The following is a 17,821-nucleotide window of genomic DNA, read 5'->3' as shown; positions in this document are numbered from 1 at the left end:
TCTTAAGAGATAACCCTTTATTTAAGATAGAAAAAAGGCCTCATTTGTGATTGGATAATTGTTGCCAAACAAACCACCCAAATACGCATGAAGCCTATGACAATTATCGCTATAAAACACCAGTTAATGCAATTCTTCAATGATGCTCTTTTAGAAAAAATGGCTCGCCGATGTGGCTTTACACGACGGCTCCGATGCCTTGAACCCCGCCTGTTTATTCTTGCCCTGATACAAGTAATCAGTACGGGAAATATCACCTCAATTTCTCATTTACACCAACAAATCAATGGGTTGATGCCAGAGAAAAAACACCGTATCCAATACAGACCTTTCTACAATCATCTTAAAAAATCCGCCCTGACTGACTTTGTCAAAATATTAGTCAGATTTGCCATTGCTCAATTTGTTGAAAAACACGTCATACCGCCGCCCAAAAAATTTCAACGGATTAAAAATGTGCTCTTGCAGGATGGCAGTTCATTCAAAGTGCATTCTGCATTATCAGGCACATTTGCTTATCGGTTCAGCCCTTCTCTGGCCGCTGTTGAATGCCATATGACCCTGTATTTGTTTACACAAGTACCGACTGAAATGACCATTACCGCTGATACCGCTTCTGAGCGCGCTTACCTGCCTGCACCGGAAATGTTGCGAGACCAGTTGCTCTTGGCGGATGCAGGTTATGCCGATTTCGCCTATTTCCAACAGGTCTCGCAGTACGGTGGTTCGTTTATCGTTCGGGGAGGTAAGTCACTTAATCCACTCATTATTGACGCAAAAAATGGGCAGGGAAAATCGCTGCCTAAACTGAGAGCTCTCAAGCTAAAAGACATTACACGGCGAAAAAATCGTTCGGAAGTGTTGGATTTGACCTGCCGCCGTGACGGTTTTGAGTTTCGTATTATTCGGCGCTGGGTGGCCGAAGAGCGTCGTTACTGTCTGTGGCTGACGAATTTATCTGCAACTGAATTTACCGCTGATGATATTATGGTCGTTTACCGTTGTCGTTGGCAGGTTGAATTACTGTTTAATGAACTGAAATCACATACGAATTGGCGGAGCTATGCCACCCGCCACAAATCCATCGTTGAAAATCTTATCTGGCTGAGTTTATTAGGATTACTGTTCAGGCGTAGTCTAGCAAGACGTTTACTGCCGACAGTATCCTTATTGAAAGCCGCTAATAATACTTGTATTTGGCTACGCCCCATATTAAGCAGCGTTCTTCAAAAGGCCTGGTCAGAAATCATTTTTTGTCTGGAAGAAGCGAAAGAATACTTATCCCAAAATGCCTTCAAGACACCACAAAGAAAAGTCAGGAAAAACATGATATTGGATGAGTGCTTTAAACAAATTAATTAACCTTATATTTTGTGGCTGTCATTATCTATCTTCTCAAACTAACTTTGCTAAAACAGTTAATACATACCTTCCTCGTTCTGCCACTGCTGTTGATTTGTCTGATGCTAGCAATTGTGCCAATTTAAACGCTTCTTCTCCAATATTTTCTAACTGTTTAATTAGCATTTCTCCAGCAATACGACGAACCATAGGGGAACGGTCAGTTGTTGCCATGTTTAAGTACTCAATAAATGAGGTTGTTGTGCTTACTATCCTTTCATTTAAAACAGGAATACGTCGCCGTATGCCATATACTTTGTCTGCCCACTGCCATGTATTTCCTTCAGCCCAAACAAATTTGCTTTCTAACAGGCAGCGATATGCTTTGGCTCGCAAGGCAGGCTGAACTGATAACTCTGCAATTTCAGCCAGAAAGGTATCCAGTGCATCGATACGACCAGCCTGTGAAAATATAGTAGCGGCAGGCCCAGAAGTAGATAAGATAAGTCGCTTCTTAAGGGACTCGGCAACTTGATTCATTGCAATAATATTCAGTAGGATTTGTTTTTCTTCATCCCCCATTCTTCCCCATGAATTCCAATAGGGAAGTATTATAAATAAGACATCAACGATAATCTCTGGATCTGATTGTTCCACAATTAATGGCAATACATCACGTGCAGCAATTCTTACCTGTGGTACCCAGTCATTCAGTTTTCGGAATACCAAAGTAAGTAGAAAGCTGTTTGGTGCTCCACCTGCTAATATCTTGAGTGCTCTCTCTCGCTTGAAGCCATCAGCATTGCATAAATCCAGCCATCTAAGAGAACCAATTAACTGACTCTTAATTTCTGTAGCTTGGGAGTTATATTGCTGGAGCGATGAGTAGATTTCCCAGCGAATTAAGCGCTCCCAATCATCGAGGTTTTTTAGCGATAGTTTTGAGGTTACACTAATAAATGATGATATATCGGGTTTGATTCTTTGGTAAAAATGATCAAAAGTTAATGATTTTTTCACAGATGCAATAACGTCTTGTTGAAGACTATTCTCCAATAACATGAATTCACTCCCTTGACAAAATTTATAGCGTTTATCTTCGCACAAAGTAAATATGCGCCAAATTCAGTGCATGTTATCTACATACTACTTATCAGTGCAAAAATGTCACATTAAATATGTGTTCAACAGTTTATTAGACAAAATCGGTGTAGGGATAAATAATTTTAATATACTTAACCATTGTGATGGAGAACATGCCAGATTGTCTATAACAGGAAGGATACTGGCAGAACATGTAACGTCCGATTTGATACGAAAATACTCATAGGCAAGCCTCAGGGATCTGGTTTGAGCGAGAAGCGGGTATTTTTGAGGTCAATTAAAATATTGTGAGTCACATGTTCCAGACCCTGTAAATAATTCCGTGTATTCACCCTCAACATTCTGGTAATACACCTGCCGGATATAACGCCCCCGCCCATCACCATGCCCTAAATCCATTGATACCAATGCCAGCACTTCCTGCTCACTGAACCCCTGTGCTTTGTAATATGCCCCGGATTGCTGCGCAAAATGGTAGCGCATGCTGTGCGGCGCTAGCTTACCCACCAGTCCGGCGCGTCTGACCACGTAACGGTAACGATCTATCGCCTGATGGATCGTGGGTTTATCTATTAATCTGCCCCTGCGCCTTGCCTGTTCGCGCTCAGCATAGGCAATAGCCTGTTGCAAGGCTTGCCGATCCAGTATGACCGTCTGCCTTGGCCGCCCGCCTTTGGTGCCGAACACTATTCGCACGGAGGTATGACCGTTTTCCAGCGCTTTTTTCCAGGTGGCTAAGGATTTACCTGCTTCCACCGCTTCTTTGGTACGCAGCCCCAATGCATACGCCAGCTGCATTACCGCGGCCACGCCCCGATCTTTTTGTTCGACTTGCTGAAAAGCCGCCTGAAATTCTGCCGGGGTTAACGCCATTTTTGTTCCCCGGCGATCCGTATTAGCAATACCCAGTGCCCGGTTGCTCAGACGCGGATTATCGGCTGCTGCCAGCTTGTGTTTCCCGGCCTGCGTTAAAATGGTTCTTAGCGCCGCCATCTCATTTTGCAGTGTCCGGGGGCTGATAGGGTCAGCCTTTCGCTGGGCAATGTAGTGCTCGATATATTTTGTTTTGAGGTTGTCCATCTGCCGGAGCTTAATGCCCTTGTCTTTCAGAAAGTGAAGAAACTGCCGGGCAATCCGCTCACGATCCGCCACCGTCGCAAAACTCCCGCCCGCTTGCCGGGCATGGGTCATAAATTCTTTTCTGAACCGTTCGATTTTAGAACGTGTCGATTTCTGCGCCATCCTCGCATCTCCTGAGCATTTGCTTTTATTTTATTCATTTTTAAACAAATCCCTGCGTGTCGGTTCAGGTTCACCGTTCCGTGGTGCGTCAGACAATGTGTAGCAAGGGCGAGGTTGTGTTGAGTTTTTGCAGGAGCTCGCAACGTGCTCAGCACAGCGATGACATGCTCCCCGTTCAGTGCCTGATGCAATCAGGGTGAACGCCTCATTATCGTGACGTGGGTAATTTCTCCTTTTTTCGGTATCAGCCTGTTGTCAGGCAGTGGATTAAAAAAACAAACGAAGCAAGTCGATTCAGACAGAAAAAGGCCCGTAACAGCGGGTGACTTTGAGTAATACGGGGATCAAATGGGTCGTAAAGGCAGGCCGGATATGCTCTGGGCGTTGGCCGCTTAGCGGCGTCACTTGGTAATCGCGCTGCTTTTACGCAAGTGACGCCGCACAACATTCAGGACGTTTATCGTCGGTATTCGGGACAACGCAAAGCCTGCGCTGTTCGTATTGCATGATAAGCCGGTCGTGAATCACACCGGATAACTTTCATCGTCGGACGACGGGTTATTGTCTGACGATATCTGCTTCCAAAAGTGCGCAGATGTACCACAGGGTAATGCGCTCCCTTGCAGGCTACGGGAGCTTTGTTTCGCCATCGCATGGGTGATCCTCACAGGCGAACAGATCACTGATAATTACATTTCGATGGTAGCGTGTGCATCAAACCGGGTCAATGTCAGTGCGATGATCTCTGCCCCACGGTTTTTACGCGCTCAGGTAGTTCAGATTCAAGCGCAATACCCTTCCTTTATTCTTTAATATCCAGGGACTTTTTATCGGTAATGCCGGTTAATTCTGACAAATCAACATCCTTCCCTTCAGTAAGAAAGCGGGCTCTGCGTCTCAGGTTGTACAGGTGACGACAATGCTCACACATGTCATTCATATTCGCCGGATTTCTGATGGCCCTGAGTGACCTGACGGCATATTTACCACACCGACACCGCACGACATAAATGGAGGTACTTTTCGGGTTACCCCGTTGTGATAAAGGGCGGACACCTAACACCGTCAAAAAGCCATATTCATACCCCTGAACTTGCATCAGTATGTTAATTAAATTGGGCTCTCTTTTTGTTAACCGCAGATCATATGTCGTTTTGTAAGGAATAAAATGATCGGATTGTTTTTTGACTTTTTTATTTTTGTGATTTTTATCAATATCACGCATGACTTTCCCTGAGCCTTTTCAGACGATATTCAAGGCGTTCCAATTTAATCCTTTTTATCATGAATTCAATAGCGAAAAAATTAAACTGAATCGGTAAGTCGAATGCATTCAGATTTATTTCATGACACTAAACGGCGAAACCTCAATGGCTTCAACCATTGAGGTTTCTATAAATCGTCTACTATCAATGAAATGGCATTATTGATATAGAACATGTTAAGTATTATAGCGTTTACAGTGTAATTCACATGAAATAAAATGGCATGGGTTTATTCTCTTTTTTGTGAGTCACCTCATGAATATTGCGTATTAAAATCCCAATATGAAATATAACGACACAAAAACCAATATAAAACCGACCTGCATCATAAAATAGAATAAATTAAATCAATAACGCATTGGCGTTAAATGATTCATTTATCTATCTTGTTAAACATCTTTATTTTATTTTTCATGAACGAGGCAATAATAAATAAATCAAACAGGCAAAAAAATAGAAAATTGACCTAAAACCCAAACGACAATTCAGGGATAACTGCGTATCCCTGACGTTGTAAACACGGGTTTGTCTACTTTCCTTTCGACATCATCTTTTGCATCACCATCTGCCCAAACATGCCGGCGGATTGCCTGACCTGTCCCACGCCCTGACTCATCAGGCCACCGACGTCGCCCATCCGCACGCCGGCCCAGGCCAGCGCCCCCAGCCAGATCATCGGCAGCACAATAAACAACGTCCCCATCACCAGCCCCATGATTAAATCATCCGAGGTGTTCTGCATGCCCGCCAGATTAAACAGGCTGTGGGTGTCTGAGCCGTACAGGGCGTCCAGCAAATGGCTGTCCAGCCAGCGCGCCAGTTCCCACCAGAAGGTCAGGAAATTCAACGCAAAAATCACACAGGTCAGGGTAAACACGGTCTTAAACTCATACACGGCCACCAACAGCAGCAACGGGATTAAGATATACAACGCCATCAAAATCACCGCCTGCATCATTGGCAGGGCCTGCCGTACCGCATCGAACATAGGATAAGCCAGTAAGCCCCCCAACAGCGCACCGGCAGAGGCCCCTATCCGGGTCGAGCCATCCCACAGCGTGGGATCGGCATTCCCCCCATAGCCGGCATACACCTGACCGGCTTGAGACACTGTCAGGTTTACCGGGCTGACCAGACGGCGGATCACCGCTTCCTGATATGCGGGCGTGTTTTTACCCAACATTTTCAGTGTCGCAGACAGACGCAGCCACAACCCCGGGTCGGCCTGCGCCAGTACCCGATCTTTCAGGCCGATGTTGGCGGCTGACCACCAGACCTGACAGCTCGGATAGCCGCCCTGCCCGGTATACGGCCGGCCGTTGTCTCGACTCTCCTGCCATGGGAAATCAGCCCGGGGCGTGCGCGATTGCAGCGTCCGGTAATCGCCGGCTAAAAATGTACGGCTGCCCAGCCAGCCGATATCATGCAGGATAATCGGGTCGCTGGTGTGTTCCGGATCGCGTTGTTGCCACTGGTACAATGCCAACGCATAACAATCGTGGGTAAAATCCTGCAACTCGGCCGCCAGTGCCGGGCTCTTGATACGGGTATGCTGCACGTCAAAACGCAGTTGCCGTAAATCCGGCCGACAGGGAATGGCGGCCACCGCCGCCTGCGTCAGCCCTTTGGATAACCGATGCACCACGGCCCACCAAATCGGCACTGCCGCCGTTTGATTGTTCAGGCTGGATATCACCGGCGCATAACCGCTGTTCTCCGGCGCACCGGGTGTCCAGGTGCCACAGCTTTTGGTTCGGGCGGTATCATACTGGAGGGTGCTGAAGCTGACATTGACCAGCGGCACGCAGCAAAACACCATGACAAAAAACGCACTGTAGAACGTATTTTCAATCCGGGCCAGTGACTGCAATCCATTAGGGCCTTCTTCCTCCCCGCACTCCCGCACTTTCAGCCAAATGGCAATCACTTTGACCACTAACGGCAGGGTAAACAACCCCGTGGCAATCAGAATATGCCACAGGCCATTATTCACCACCCAGCCGAGCAGGGTCAGGAAATATTCCAGATAACTGTTCGTGGTCATGACACACTTCCCTGACTGGCTGACAGGGCGTATTCACCCAGCAGGATAAACAACAGGCTGCCCCCCATCATCCGCCTCAGCGTTGTTCGATATTCCGCCTGATATTTCACTCTTTGCCAGATTTTCCAACCGCCCCAGAGCAGCCCGCCGTAAAGACTTAACCGCCATAACAGCCAAAACGATTGATGCCTTTTCATCCCGCGATTCAAGGCAGACAGGGTTTCGGGATAATTCATCCCTGCCCAGCCGGTAGCTAACGTCACCACCATCGCCAAAGCGATAATCAGTGATAATCCGATGCCTCGTTTTAATCTTGCACGTTTTTTTGCCATCGTCGAACTTACCTGACCTCACGGTTGGGGGCTTCCAACTGATAAAAACGGGCATCCTGACTGTCCGCGACCTGTTTTTGCGGATGAGCGTGAATACGCTGCGTATCTCGCTCAATAATGGTCAGAATGGAGTTACGCGAGAGGGCCTGCTTCAGCTCCATTTCATTTTTCAGCGCATTGATTTCTCTATCCAGGGCGGCAATCCGGCGGTCGCCTTCTGCCAGCGCTTCCGATTGTGCTGCCGCATTGGGTTCGGACATGCCAGTGATCAGCATTCGGCGCATCAGTAACGCGGTTTCAATGGTCTCACTCATCGCCAGTTCTCCCGCCAGACGCGCAGTCAGGGCGGCCTTATCGGGGTCACGCTGCAACGCCTGAATGACACCTTGCGTCACGGCCAGACTGCCGGTTTTCAGTTTGGTGAGATTCACCCGCGTGGGTTTCTCCGTGCCGCTGACCAGTTTCACCAGTTGTTCGGCGTTCGTTTTGGTATGGGCTTCCAGCATCGGGGCAAACCCCGTTCCTGCGACCGTCGTCCCCGGCTGGTGTTGCTCGCCCCCACTGGTGCACTCTGTGGCTTGCGCGCAGGTCCGGATGGCCCGATCGCCCAGTACACTAACCACCGCCTCGGCCGCTTCCCGCGCCGAGCTGAATTTACGGCAGGCACTGCCCTCGCAATTGAAGGTGCTGACCGATGACTGGCTCAGTACCGGCAGCTGATTCATCATATTAAACCCGGCGCTGGCTAAATCACGGGTCGGACGAATGGCATTCTGCCCCTTTCCGCCCTGTCGTTGCCCGCCAATCCACGGGTGCCCGCTGGCTCCGGTCGCTTTGGTGCCGGCATTATTGACACGCACAGCATCACCATCCCCGCCGTTGACCTGATTTTTGTACTCCTGCAAAGCCGCTGATTGACTCCATTTGTTGTTCTGCGCAAAATCCATCATTCTCTTCGCCATGTTCTGACAATTGAACTGGGCTTTATCAAACGCCACATTGGCCTGCAATACCCCGTTGGTCAGCATGTCATACAGCCCCGGATTGGCCCGCTGAATTATCATGGCGGGGAGGCTGGCAACCGCTCCGGTGGCCCCCTGAACCACATCACTCATCAGGTTCTTGAATCCCGCCGTAATGCCATTAAGCTGATTGCTGATCGTGGTTTTCAGGTCGAAATTGCCGCACATCAAATCCGAACGCCAGCCCAGCTCCAGACCGGCCAGGGTGATTGAACCCCCGCGACTCGCCGGCTCCGAAATCACCGAGCCGCCCCCCAACGTGTAAAACAACGTATCAGAAACCGCCCCGCTGGCCTCTGCACCATAGCCCAGGGCACTTCGATTCACCTGCGGTAAGGTGAGGGACAGTCCGGTGGCATGGGATTGTACCGGGCCCAGCATCATTGCACCCACGACCAGCCATAAGGCGTTTCTTGTCGTCATCCGACCTCCTGATTCAAATATCCGTACTGCTGAGAAAACGCTGCCCGCGCCGTTTGCAACAGCTGTAGGGTTGCCACAAGGCATAGGCCTGATTGCCATTCATGGCAGCGGAATGTGTTCCGTCAGGAAACACGGCACAAGACTGACTTAACTGTGGCGATAACCGCTGCCACTGATGATTTTTCGTGCCGGTATTTTCCGTCACCGGCGGCGGTGGCCAGTAGCCGTCACGGCGTTGCCTGGTCAGCGGCTGATAGACATGGGGTTGCCCGGTACGGGTCATGATGTCGGCCACCCGCTGCGCCACCACCGCCGAGGCTTTATCTTCATCCGCCTGCGTAACAAAACCGGAACGCGGGTAGAGATTTCCCCACATATTGCCACGCATCTGGCTACCCAGTTCCCGCTGACCAGGGATAAGAGCTTCTGGATAAAATGACTCCGGCAACCCGCTGCGCCACGCCACCGTATCCAGCGTGCTGAGGAAATAAGGCATCAGTGGCGTCGCTGCACTTTTACAGGAGTAACCCGGAATTTGCCCGCCTATCAGCGTGGTGGCGGGATGCCCGATAGCATCAGCGTATTTGAAACGCAGATGGGTACTGCGCTTTCCGGCAACCTGAGTATTATGATTGCCCCCGCCGGTAGTGAAGTTAGATAAGGCGCTGGTCACCGTATTTTCCAGCCCGCCGGATAAGGCGCTGATTTGCGCCATTTCAGACCACGGATTGCCGCCGGGTGCATGATAGGTGGAGACCACCGTCTGCGGCAGGAAATGAGTCACTTTGACCGAGGTTTTTACCGTGCAGCCATGCCATGAACAGAACAGCCAGTAACAAATGCCGCTGACCCGCCACTGAATACAGGCAGGTGAGAGGCTGCCGGCCACAATTTGGGCCGTATTGATGGCGGCTTGTGTGGCCGGCGCAAACGCCGCAACCAGCGTGATGAGCACAGGAAAAGCAATATGTGACGGATTCATGGCCGGTGTTGCTCCCTGAGCGCCGCCGCTTTAGCCACATCTGCGGTGCCATACACCACATCACGATCATCAAAGACCACCGCCGGGTACTGACGCACACCCCGTTGCCAGGCTTCAACAACATCACGGTAGGCGTTGATAAGCAGCTGTTCCTGCTGACGCCATTGGGGCGATTGCAGCACGGCCTGTGCCTGAAGGGTTGCCTGCTGGGGATCAGCGGAAAGTTGAGGGAAGGTTTTTTTCTGATGCTGTTCAGCCGCATCCAGCCAGACCACATGGCTGTCCGGTGTCAGATTCACCGGCGGGTACTGGCGGTCAGTGTACACTACCGTTTTGGCCCCCCGAGGACAGAGACACCATCCATCCCATCAGGAACAGTAAACCCGTTTTTTTCATCGCGTCCTTTCCATGCCACAAAACATCGGAACAGCGTGAAGAAAATAGGGACAAAAATCAGCAAACAATTCATTTTTGCAAAATGCAAAAAAACACCTGTCCCAGATTTCGCTACACCATGACACATAACGAGGAATGAGACTTTTCCTAAATGATTAAAAAACTGAATAGCATTAAACATATTAATGAGTAATTTCGTACAATACCCTTCCTCTACGAGCATCATACTGATTTTATGTAAACTTTATGCATAACATGCCGATTAACTATTCATCGGTACATTAGGATAAAAAGAGAAAGCCAATGAAAAACAACAAGGAGTCCATGTATCTGCGGGAAAGAACCTATTTGCGCGAACTGGCTCAATACGTGGCGAAAACATCGCCTCATCTGGCTGATTTTCTGTTTGCTTCCCATGATCCCGACATTGAGCGTGTTTTCGAGGCTTTTGCCCTGTTGATTGCCAACTTACGGGATAAAATTGAGGATGATTGCCCCGAAATCTCCCACGGCATCCTGTCCCGTATCTGGCCTACTGCCCTGAGTCCCATTCCGCCCACAACCATTATGCAGTTTCATCCCATTGACGGCGAACATCAGGGCACTGTTGACATTCCGGCCAGCACGCCAATTTCTGCGGAAGTCAACGGCCAGTTGCTCACCTTTAAAACCTGCCGCCCTCTGCATATCGAACCCCTTATTGTACGAAGCAAGGTAGTCAAAAAAATCGGTACGCACAGCGAAATCGTGCTGACGCTTTGCCAGGCGGGTATTTCTTCTTCCGTCTGGCCAAGCGGGGCGCTGTCTTTTTTCCTCGGCACGGACAATGCGCGGGCAGCACAATTAAGCCTGTGGCTGGACGAACATATCTGTGAGATGAGCCTCAGAACCCAAGGCGAACAGCGCAAACTGAGCAGCTTTCCGTATGGCTGGCATAACCTGTTTGATACTCCGATCCTGCCGATGGAAAAACGCACTTACGCGGGTATGCAACTGCTGATGGAATATTATGCACTGCCTCATTTGTATAACTTTATGACGGTAGATATCAGCGACAGTTGTCGTGAAGTCCCGCTCAATGACGACGGCAGTTTTGAGTTGGTTTTCCGTTTTAAAGGCGAATTACCACTGGATGATGTCAGCGATGCTTTTATGCTGGGCTGTGTGCCGGCTATTCATTTGGAACCCTTGATCAGCCAACCCTTGCCGCTGGGTGAGGGCGACCATCGCTACCCGTTGTCCCTGGGTGAATCCGTACAGTTATTCCGGCTGCGTGATATTCAGGTCGTTCAGCAACCTGATGAAACCCAGCAACGGGGCTCACCCTACCGCTATCTGCCCATCGACCAGTTTACGCCGTCAACCCCCGAACTGGCGGAAGAAGGGGAACCCGAGACGTTTTATTACCTGTACCACCGTGAACGGGATCTACTGGGCAGGCTGAAACACCAGCTGCATTTTTTTTGATCTGACCGGCAAACCCGCACTGCACTTACCTGAACTCGCTGTTGTCGGTGATTTTCTGGGTTACCACACGCAGGCCATGACCTTAAAACCCGGCGACATTACCATCACACAGGAAGGCTCACCCGCCCACCTCAGCGTACACAATATTCTGCCGGTCTCTGACGATTATCCGCCCTTGCTGCAAGATAATGCCAGTTGGCCATTGCTCTCCTGTCTTTCCAGCCCGCCGGTGTTATTATTTGCCACCGACGGCCTGAAACAGTTTCTCCGCCAGTTTGACCCTTACGCCGAACTCAATCGCCCGCTCAGCCACCATATCCGCCGACATATCGATGGCATTGTCCGGACAGATGAACACCTCACTGATCGCCTGAAATACGGCCGCCCTGTCCGCGGACATTGGGTAGGGCTGACGCTCAACCCCGATTGTTACGCCAACGCGGGGGAAATGTACCGCTTTTGCCGGTTAGTCCATGAAGCCATGGCGTGTTTTATCAGCCAGTCCACCTTCGTCAAGCTGGATGTGTCTACCCCGGACACGCGCGGCGTGTTGTGGGCTTTCCGGGAAGTCTACGGAACACGCAGGGAGATGTAAGCCATTGACTCATCACAATAAGGAACAAAACACACTATGATGAAAAATATTATTGATAAGCTGCCTGCCGCCAAAAGTGGCTTGCGGTTTACGTTTCAGGTCGCGGGGCTGCCTGAATCAACGTTTGCGGTAGGGGAGTTTTCCCTGCAAGAGGGATTATCTGAACTGTTTACCCTCAATCTGACACTGGTTCAGTCTCTGCCCGATAACCCCTTTCGGCCTAAACCAGAAATCGATTTAACCGCCTTGTTGATGCAGGAAGCGGTGTTGCAAGTTTTCCAAGGCGTACAACTGCAACGCAAAATCACCGGCATCATCTCTCATGCTGACTGGGCCGGCACCGACGGCAATAAAACCCTGTATACCCTGACCGTGCGGCCGGCACTCTGGCGCCTGACGTTGAATCAGGAAAGCCGGATATTCCATCAGCAAAATGTGCCTGCCATCCTGACGGATTTGATGAAAAAACATTACGTGCGGGCGGATTCGAAACTCTACGATCCTCATCAAGACCGGGAATACGTGACCCAGAAACGCGAATCTGACTATGGATTTTTCAGCCGACTGGCGGCGGAAGAAGGTATCAGTTTTTGGTTTGAGGATGAAACGGCCTTTTTCAGTGACAGCCATTTAGGGATGACCGCAGGATTACCGTTGACCTACAGCCCACAACCGGAAACTGCCCACGGCATCGATACGATTTATCAGGTGCGGCTGGGTGTCGGCATGAGTCCGCAACGCAGCCTCCACAAAGACTTTAACTATGACAATCCGCGTTATCACCTCTCGCATATGCAAAGCAGTGAAGGTTTCCGCGATTTTGGCAGCCAAACCCCGTATACCGTGTTTGAAAGTTACGGGCGTTTTCAAAAAGATGCGGCAGCCAAACCGTTCCTCAAATACCGCCATGAGGCACTGGATAACCAGAAAAAGACCGGCAGCGGCAGCAGTAACTGCATCAAACTGATGCCGGGCAAAATCTTTGAAATCAACAGCCACCCGCACGCTCCGCTCAATGCCCGCTGGCAGATTGTCGGGATCAGCCATCACGGCCGCTGTCCGGGAGCCATGGGCGATAACGGCGGCGAGGGCACCACACTGAGCAATCACTTTAGTTTTATCGACGGTCTTGCCGACTGGCGTCCGCCGTTCCATTACAAGCCACTGGCCGATGGCGATGAAACCGCCACAGTGGTTGGCCCGGAAGGGGAAGAAATCTTCGTCAATAAAGACGGCGCGATAAAAGTCCATTTTCACTGGAACCGTTATGACAAAGCGGATGACGGTGCCTCCTGCTGGGTACGCGTGGCTCAGGGCTGGAACGGAAACGGATTTGGTTTTATGGCCATCCCGCGCATCGGGCAGGAAGTGATTGTCTCTTACCTGAACGGCGATATTGACCGCCCGATAGTCACCGGCTGTGTCTACAACGGTCTGAACCGCCCGCCGCTGGATTTGCCTTCGCAGAAAACCCGCACCACGTTCAAGACCAAAACCCACAAAGGCAAAGGCTTTAACGAACTGCGGTTTGAGGATGCGAAAGGCAGTGAAGAAGTGTTTATCCATGCCCAGAAGGACATGAATACCAAAGTACTCAATGACCGTGATACCCATGTGCTGGCAAACCATTCTGAAACTATCGAGAAAAATCAGAACATTGAAGTCTATGAACACCGAGAAGAGACCATTGGCCTGACGGATACACTTGACGTCGGTGAGTCTTTATCCATTACCGCAGGTACGGTTATTGAACTGCGTTGTGGCAGCAGTGTTCTGCGCATGGACAAACTGGGTAATGTCACCATTCAGGGGAATAATTTCCTGTTCCAGGCCAGTGATGCCATTCAAATCAGCGCGCAGGACATCGACCTGAACTAAGGAGCTTAGAGATGGAATTTAAAAATCTGACCCCTTTTTCGGTTATGCACTACAAGATGCTCGATACCGAAGACGAAGAATATCATGTTGTGGCGATGAAAATCGTCTATCAGCTCCAGCCTATCGGCGACGGACCGTATTATCAGGCCGTCTTAACCGAACCATTTGGTGAGCTGGCATTGCAGGATGAATTCAGTGGCGAACTCAACCAGTCCTCCGTCCTACAGGAAAGCGATCTGGCACCGTTAAAGCCGAAATGTGATGTCATTGTCAACGGCGTGGCCTATGCGCAGGGCGGCATTCCCGCCGAAAGAGTCCCCATACGATTACTCGTCACCACAGCAGACCGGCAGCCCCTTATCGACAAAACGTTGCTGGTCTGGGGAGAACGCGAGTTTCAACGTACGTCAGAGGACGAATGGCAACTGACATCACCGCAAAAATTCACGGAATTGCCGATAGACTACCAATACGCCTTTGGAGGGCAATGCAGAATCTATGATGACGATGAGACAGCCGCTGCCGTAGCTGCTGAATTCAGGTTGTCCGCTGAGCAACGGGAACTGCATCCGGAAAAAGATGCACCTCCGATAGCTCATGCCACTTTCGAATACAATCCGATTGGTACAGGATTTGTCACCCCCTGGTATGCGGAAGCGAAAGCGCTTTCCCGCTACCCTGCACCCCGTATTGAATACCCGGATGCACCTATCACTGGGAAAAACTTCTCCTACAACACAGAACCGCCAACGCCTATCACCGACCCCAGCTGCCAACCTGCGGGTTTCGGTATCATTGGCCGTCCCTGGTTACCCCGCCGAACCAAAGCGGGCACCTATGATGAAACCTGGCTGGAAGAGCGTCATCCGTATTTGCCTGACGATTTTGATTTTGGTTACTGGAATAACGCGCCGGAAGACCAGCAAATCGACCATCCCGATAACAATATCCGTATCAGCCTGTTCCACTTAACCCGTGAAGGCATACTGCGAGTGCAGCTACCGGGACACCGCCCCTTTATGCTACTGAGAATGATGAATGGCGAAATGATACCTGACCTGATGTATCTGGATACCTTAATTATCGACAGCGAAGCGCTCACCCTTTCCATGACCTACCGCTATCACGCCGAAATTGACGAGTCTATCAGATTGATGGAGGCGCGGTTTGAAATGAAGCCGGATGCCCCTCTGGTCAGGATCGATTTAGGCGATGGCAAGGAGCTGCATTATGGCTGATAACTACTTCGCCCGAACGGCAACGCAATGGATGGTCGTCAGTATAGTGCCGGATGTGTGCAAAACACCGATGGGTGCCTCAACGCCACCCATTCCCTATCCGGTCGTGGCCAAACTGGCAGACAGCTCTGTGCCGGTCAAATCTGTGCGAGCAAACGGCAAACCCCTGGTGGTTTTCGCACAAAGCTTTGTGCCCCAGACACTGGGCGACCAACCCGGCGTTGCCAATGGCATCAAAAGCGGCACCGTGGGAGGCAAGTGCCATCCTAAAGAGCACTCAAAAAGTGTCCGGGCAGGCAACAGGCTTCTACTGCGACACGGTGACAAATTCTGGATGAACGGCGCATAAGGATACGGCTATGGCCAAGAAACCACAAAAAACAAAAAAAACACCGCCTACGGTGAGTGATCAGCCTTTGCTGGAGAAAAAGGCGCGCAATGATTCCCCAACAGGGGAAGGCAACACAATAGGTGAAATTGTCGGGCAACCTCCTCAGGTCACTAAAGCCCCCGGTGAAGCAAGTCCAATCCTCAAATCCGGCACACAAACCGAAAAAAGTTTTTCCGCTCGCGCCTATGACAGCGCGAAAAATGCGGTTGTTGAGGGGGGTAAAAGTGCTGCCGAAATGGGCAAAGGGACGGCAAAAGATACCTGGAATTTTGGGGTTGATATTGCAGAACTTGCGTATCCGGCTGCCCAACGGGAGGCAGCTCGTGATATGGAAGACGCGGCAAGATGGTATAAACTCTTCGGCAATAAAGAGCATGCAAAGGTGTTATCGGAAGCTGCTGAAGAGGCCAGGGAAATGGCAGCCACCGGTAATCTTGATGTACTCAGGATGACATTAGATAATCCTGAGCAGGAACTCGGTGCAGTACTGGGTGATTTAAACCCGAAAGGAATAGTCAAGGGAATGGTTAAAGGTATCGCTAAGGGCGGGTCAAAAGTGATGTCAATGTTCTCCGGCAAGGGAGAAGCGCGGAAGAACTCCCGAGCCAGGCGAAGACAGGAAAGAGCAGAGAAAAGAGATGAAAAAACACCCCAAAAAAATCCAGAAGAGCTTAAAAAGGAGCTAAAAGAGAGCCAGCAAAATAAAGGGGGTAAGATCAAAGGCGTTAAGAAAACAAAACCCTCTTGTTTTAACCCCTATAATGGAAAGCATTATAAATCATTAAAAACAGACAAAGAAAGAAAAGCCTATGTACAAGAGTATGAGGCTCAACTTCGCAGGCAGCAGGATGCAATTAATGAAATGACACCTGCTGAATTTCAGGCTGCTAGAAAAGCCTTTAAACAAGCAAAAGAGGATAGTAACAAAGGTATTGGTCGTAATACGGCAGCTGCTCCTGCACAGGATAAATTTAGAAAATCTTTAAGCGATAAAATATTCAAACGAATATATAAGAGTCAAAGAAATAAAGGCGTTTTACCAAATAAAGCAGAAGAACTAGCAAAAAATAAAACTGATAAAATAATGGATGGGCTGGCTGCCTTGCACGAACCGGATATGTCGGCGGGAGGGCAAAATCATCCTAAGCCCACAAGAGCCGGTAGTACTAACGTGAACAGCGCTATTGGGAAAAGTTGGTCTTATCGTATATCAACATTAGATAAAGCAGCCCAAGAAGCCATTGACAGTGGTTTGAGTGACGCTAAGATGAATGTTCAATTAGAAGTGTGTCGAAATAATAAAAAGAAACCTCAAAAACGTAAGAAGAGGAATAAATAATGCGTGATGAAGATTTTGAGTATTTTATAAAAAAATGGGGAGAAGCAACTCAACATAGAGCTGTACCAGTTGAATCTATAGAGAAATGGCTGGGAAAATTACCTGGGCAGCTATTGTACTATTGGAAAACAGAAGGTTGGAACAGTTATCAAAATGGCTTATTCAGCATTGTCAATCCTGACGATTATGAAGATATTGTTGATATGTGGCTGGAAGATACCCCCTTTGAATCCATGGACTCCTATCATGTTATCGCTAGAAGCGGTTTTGGTGAACTTTATCTCTGCGGGCAAAAGACTGGTACAATATTGTCAATATCATGTATCTTTAATACTATTTTCTATGATAAAGAAGACTCATCAGAGAAAACAAAAAAAGAGTTGGATTTTGATATTTCCACTTTTTTTTCAAGTAAAAATATAGATTCACTTGACCTAACCGAAGAATCAAACACAAGTATTTTTTCAAAAGCTATAGAAAATCATGGTTTATTAAATGAAAATGAAATATTTGGTTTTGAACCAGCAATTTCTTTAGGTGGTGAGATCAAAGTTGAAAACGTGAGAAAACTGAATATGCATATTCATTTTGATATTTTACGCCAATTCTCCGAACCTGATATACATGAGTTTTGATCATGTCATCTATATAATTAACCTGAGATCGGTTTAAGCCATCACCTGAAGTTCTGTTTTTTCGAGGGCGTTCAATATTCTGTGTCACGATAATTTAGTCGTTATCACATTAGACAGACGCCCTTCA

General features: G+C 49.1%; 18 protein-coding genes. 8 read left to right on the top strand and 10 right to left on the bottom strand.

Features of this window, described 5'->3' with window-relative positions; translation table 11 throughout:
• Positions 1 to 96: 96 nt before the first annotated feature.
• Positions 97 to 1,362 carry an IS4 family transposase gene (locus tag BDD26_RS05475; RefSeq protein ID WP_115825774.1) on the top strand — a complete coding sequence of 422 codons (1,266 nt, stop codon included), beginning with the start codon at positions 97 to 99 and terminating at the stop codon, positions 1,360 to 1,362.
• A gap of 33 nt (positions 1,363 to 1,395) precedes the next feature.
• Here BDD26_RS05475 and BDD26_RS05470 read toward each other — a convergent pair whose 3' ends face one another.
• From BDD26_RS05470 to BDD26_RS20780, 10 genes are all read right to left on the bottom strand, one after another.
• Complete coding sequence (locus BDD26_RS05470; protein ID WP_115825773.1) at positions 1,396 to 2,403, bottom strand: hypothetical protein; 1,008 nt, start codon at positions 2,401 to 2,403, stop codon at positions 1,396 to 1,398.
• A gap of 315 nt (positions 2,404 to 2,718) precedes the next feature.
• A complete protein-coding gene (locus tag BDD26_RS05465) occupies positions 2,719 to 3,687 on the bottom strand; it encodes an integrase domain-containing protein (protein WP_115825772.1) in 969 nt (322 codons plus the stop codon).
• Positions 3,688 to 4,144: 457 nt separating this feature from the next.
• On the bottom strand, positions 4,145 to 4,342 hold the full coding sequence (locus tag BDD26_RS19365; RefSeq protein WP_147299001.1) for a hypothetical protein: 198 nt from the start codon (positions 4,340 to 4,342) through the stop codon (positions 4,145 to 4,147).
• A 147-nt stretch (positions 4,343 to 4,489) separates the two neighbouring features.
• On the bottom strand, positions 4,490 to 4,912 hold the full coding sequence (locus BDD26_RS05460; RefSeq protein WP_115825771.1) for a hypothetical protein: 423 nt from the start codon (positions 4,910 to 4,912) through the stop codon (positions 4,490 to 4,492).
• 569 nt (positions 4,913 to 5,481) lie between these two features.
• Positions 5,482 to 6,996, bottom strand: a complete 1,515-nt coding sequence (locus tag BDD26_RS05455; RefSeq protein WP_115825770.1) for a conjugal transfer protein TraG N-terminal domain-containing protein — start codon at positions 6,994 to 6,996, stop codon at positions 5,482 to 5,484.
• On the bottom strand, positions 6,993 to 7,328 hold the full coding sequence (locus BDD26_RS05450) for a hypothetical protein (RefSeq protein ID WP_115825769.1): 336 nt from the start codon (positions 7,326 to 7,328) through the stop codon (positions 6,993 to 6,995). The genes BDD26_RS05455 and BDD26_RS05450 overlap by 4 nt, the downstream gene beginning before the upstream one ends.
• Before the next feature lie 8 nt (positions 7,329 to 7,336).
• The gene (locus BDD26_RS05445; protein WP_244922797.1) at positions 7,337 to 8,734 is read right to left on the bottom strand and encodes an integrating conjugative element protein; all 1,398 of its coding nucleotides are present in this window, start codon (positions 8,732 to 8,734) and stop codon (positions 7,337 to 7,339) included.
• Positions 8,735 to 8,786: 52 nt separating this feature from the next.
• Positions 8,787 to 9,755, bottom strand: coding sequence for a TIGR03756 family integrating conjugative element protein (locus BDD26_RS05440; RefSeq protein ID WP_115825767.1), 969 nt, complete (start codon positions 9,753 to 9,755; stop codon positions 8,787 to 8,789).
• Positions 9,752 to 10,081: a TIGR03757 family integrating conjugative element protein gene (locus tag BDD26_RS05435; RefSeq protein WP_425330422.1), complete on the bottom strand. Its 330-nt coding sequence runs from the start codon at positions 10,079 to 10,081 to the stop codon at positions 9,752 to 9,754. The genes BDD26_RS05440 and BDD26_RS05435 overlap by 4 nt, the downstream gene beginning before the upstream one ends.
• A complete protein-coding gene (locus BDD26_RS20780) occupies positions 10,081 to 10,377 on the bottom strand; it encodes a hypothetical protein (protein WP_425330421.1) in 297 nt (98 codons plus the stop codon). Before BDD26_RS20780 ends, BDD26_RS05435 begins: the two co-directional genes overlap by 1 nt.
• A 77-nt stretch (positions 10,378 to 10,454) precedes the next feature.
• On the opposite strand from BDD26_RS20780, the gene BDD26_RS20020 reads away from it, so the two are divergent.
• The 7 genes from BDD26_RS20020 to BDD26_RS05405 all read left to right on the top strand — a co-directional run bounded on the left by BDD26_RS20020 (position 10,455) and on the right by BDD26_RS05405 (position 17,694).
• Positions 10,455 to 11,618 (top strand): type VI secretion system baseplate subunit TssF, encoded by a 1,164-nt coding sequence (locus tag BDD26_RS20020; protein ID WP_342353458.1) that lies wholly within the window; start codon positions 10,455 to 10,457, stop codon positions 11,616 to 11,618.
• 76 nt (positions 11,619 to 11,694) lie between these two features.
• Entirely contained in the window at positions 11,695 to 12,213 is a 519-nt protein-coding gene (locus BDD26_RS20015; RefSeq protein ID WP_244922666.1) for a type VI secretion system baseplate subunit TssF, read from the top strand.
• Between the two features lie 36 nt (positions 12,214 to 12,249).
• Positions 12,250 to 14,091, top strand: coding sequence for a type VI secretion system tip protein TssI/VgrG (tssI, locus tag BDD26_RS05425; protein ID WP_244922665.1), 1,842 nt, complete (start codon positions 12,250 to 12,252; stop codon positions 14,089 to 14,091).
• Between the two features lie 11 nt (positions 14,092 to 14,102).
• On the top strand, positions 14,103 to 15,329 hold the full coding sequence (locus BDD26_RS05420) for a DUF2169 family type VI secretion system accessory protein (RefSeq protein ID WP_115825766.1): 1,227 nt from the start codon (positions 14,103 to 14,105) through the stop codon (positions 15,327 to 15,329).
• Positions 15,322 to 15,678, top strand: coding sequence for a DUF4150 domain-containing protein (locus BDD26_RS05415; protein ID WP_115825765.1), 357 nt, complete (start codon positions 15,322 to 15,324; stop codon positions 15,676 to 15,678). The genes BDD26_RS05420 and BDD26_RS05415 overlap by 8 nt, the downstream gene beginning before the upstream one ends.
• Before the next feature lie 10 nt (positions 15,679 to 15,688).
• Entirely contained in the window at positions 15,689 to 17,059 is a 1,371-nt protein-coding gene (locus BDD26_RS05410; RefSeq protein WP_115825764.1) for a polymorphic toxin type 15 domain-containing protein, read from the top strand.
• Positions 17,059 to 17,694, top strand: coding sequence for a GAD-like domain-containing protein (locus BDD26_RS05405; protein WP_115825763.1), 636 nt, complete (start codon positions 17,059 to 17,061; stop codon positions 17,692 to 17,694). The genes BDD26_RS05410 and BDD26_RS05405 overlap by 1 nt, the downstream gene beginning before the upstream one ends.
• The last annotated feature ends 127 nt before the right edge of the window (positions 17,695 to 17,821 follow it).

This window comes from Xenorhabdus cabanillasii (genome assembly GCF_003386665.1).
GTDB lineage: Bacteria > Pseudomonadota > Gammaproteobacteria > Enterobacterales > Enterobacteriaceae > Xenorhabdus > Xenorhabdus cabanillasii.
The sequence above is the reverse complement of the archived record's forward strand: the minus strand, read 5'-3'. Positions and strand labels throughout refer to the sequence as shown.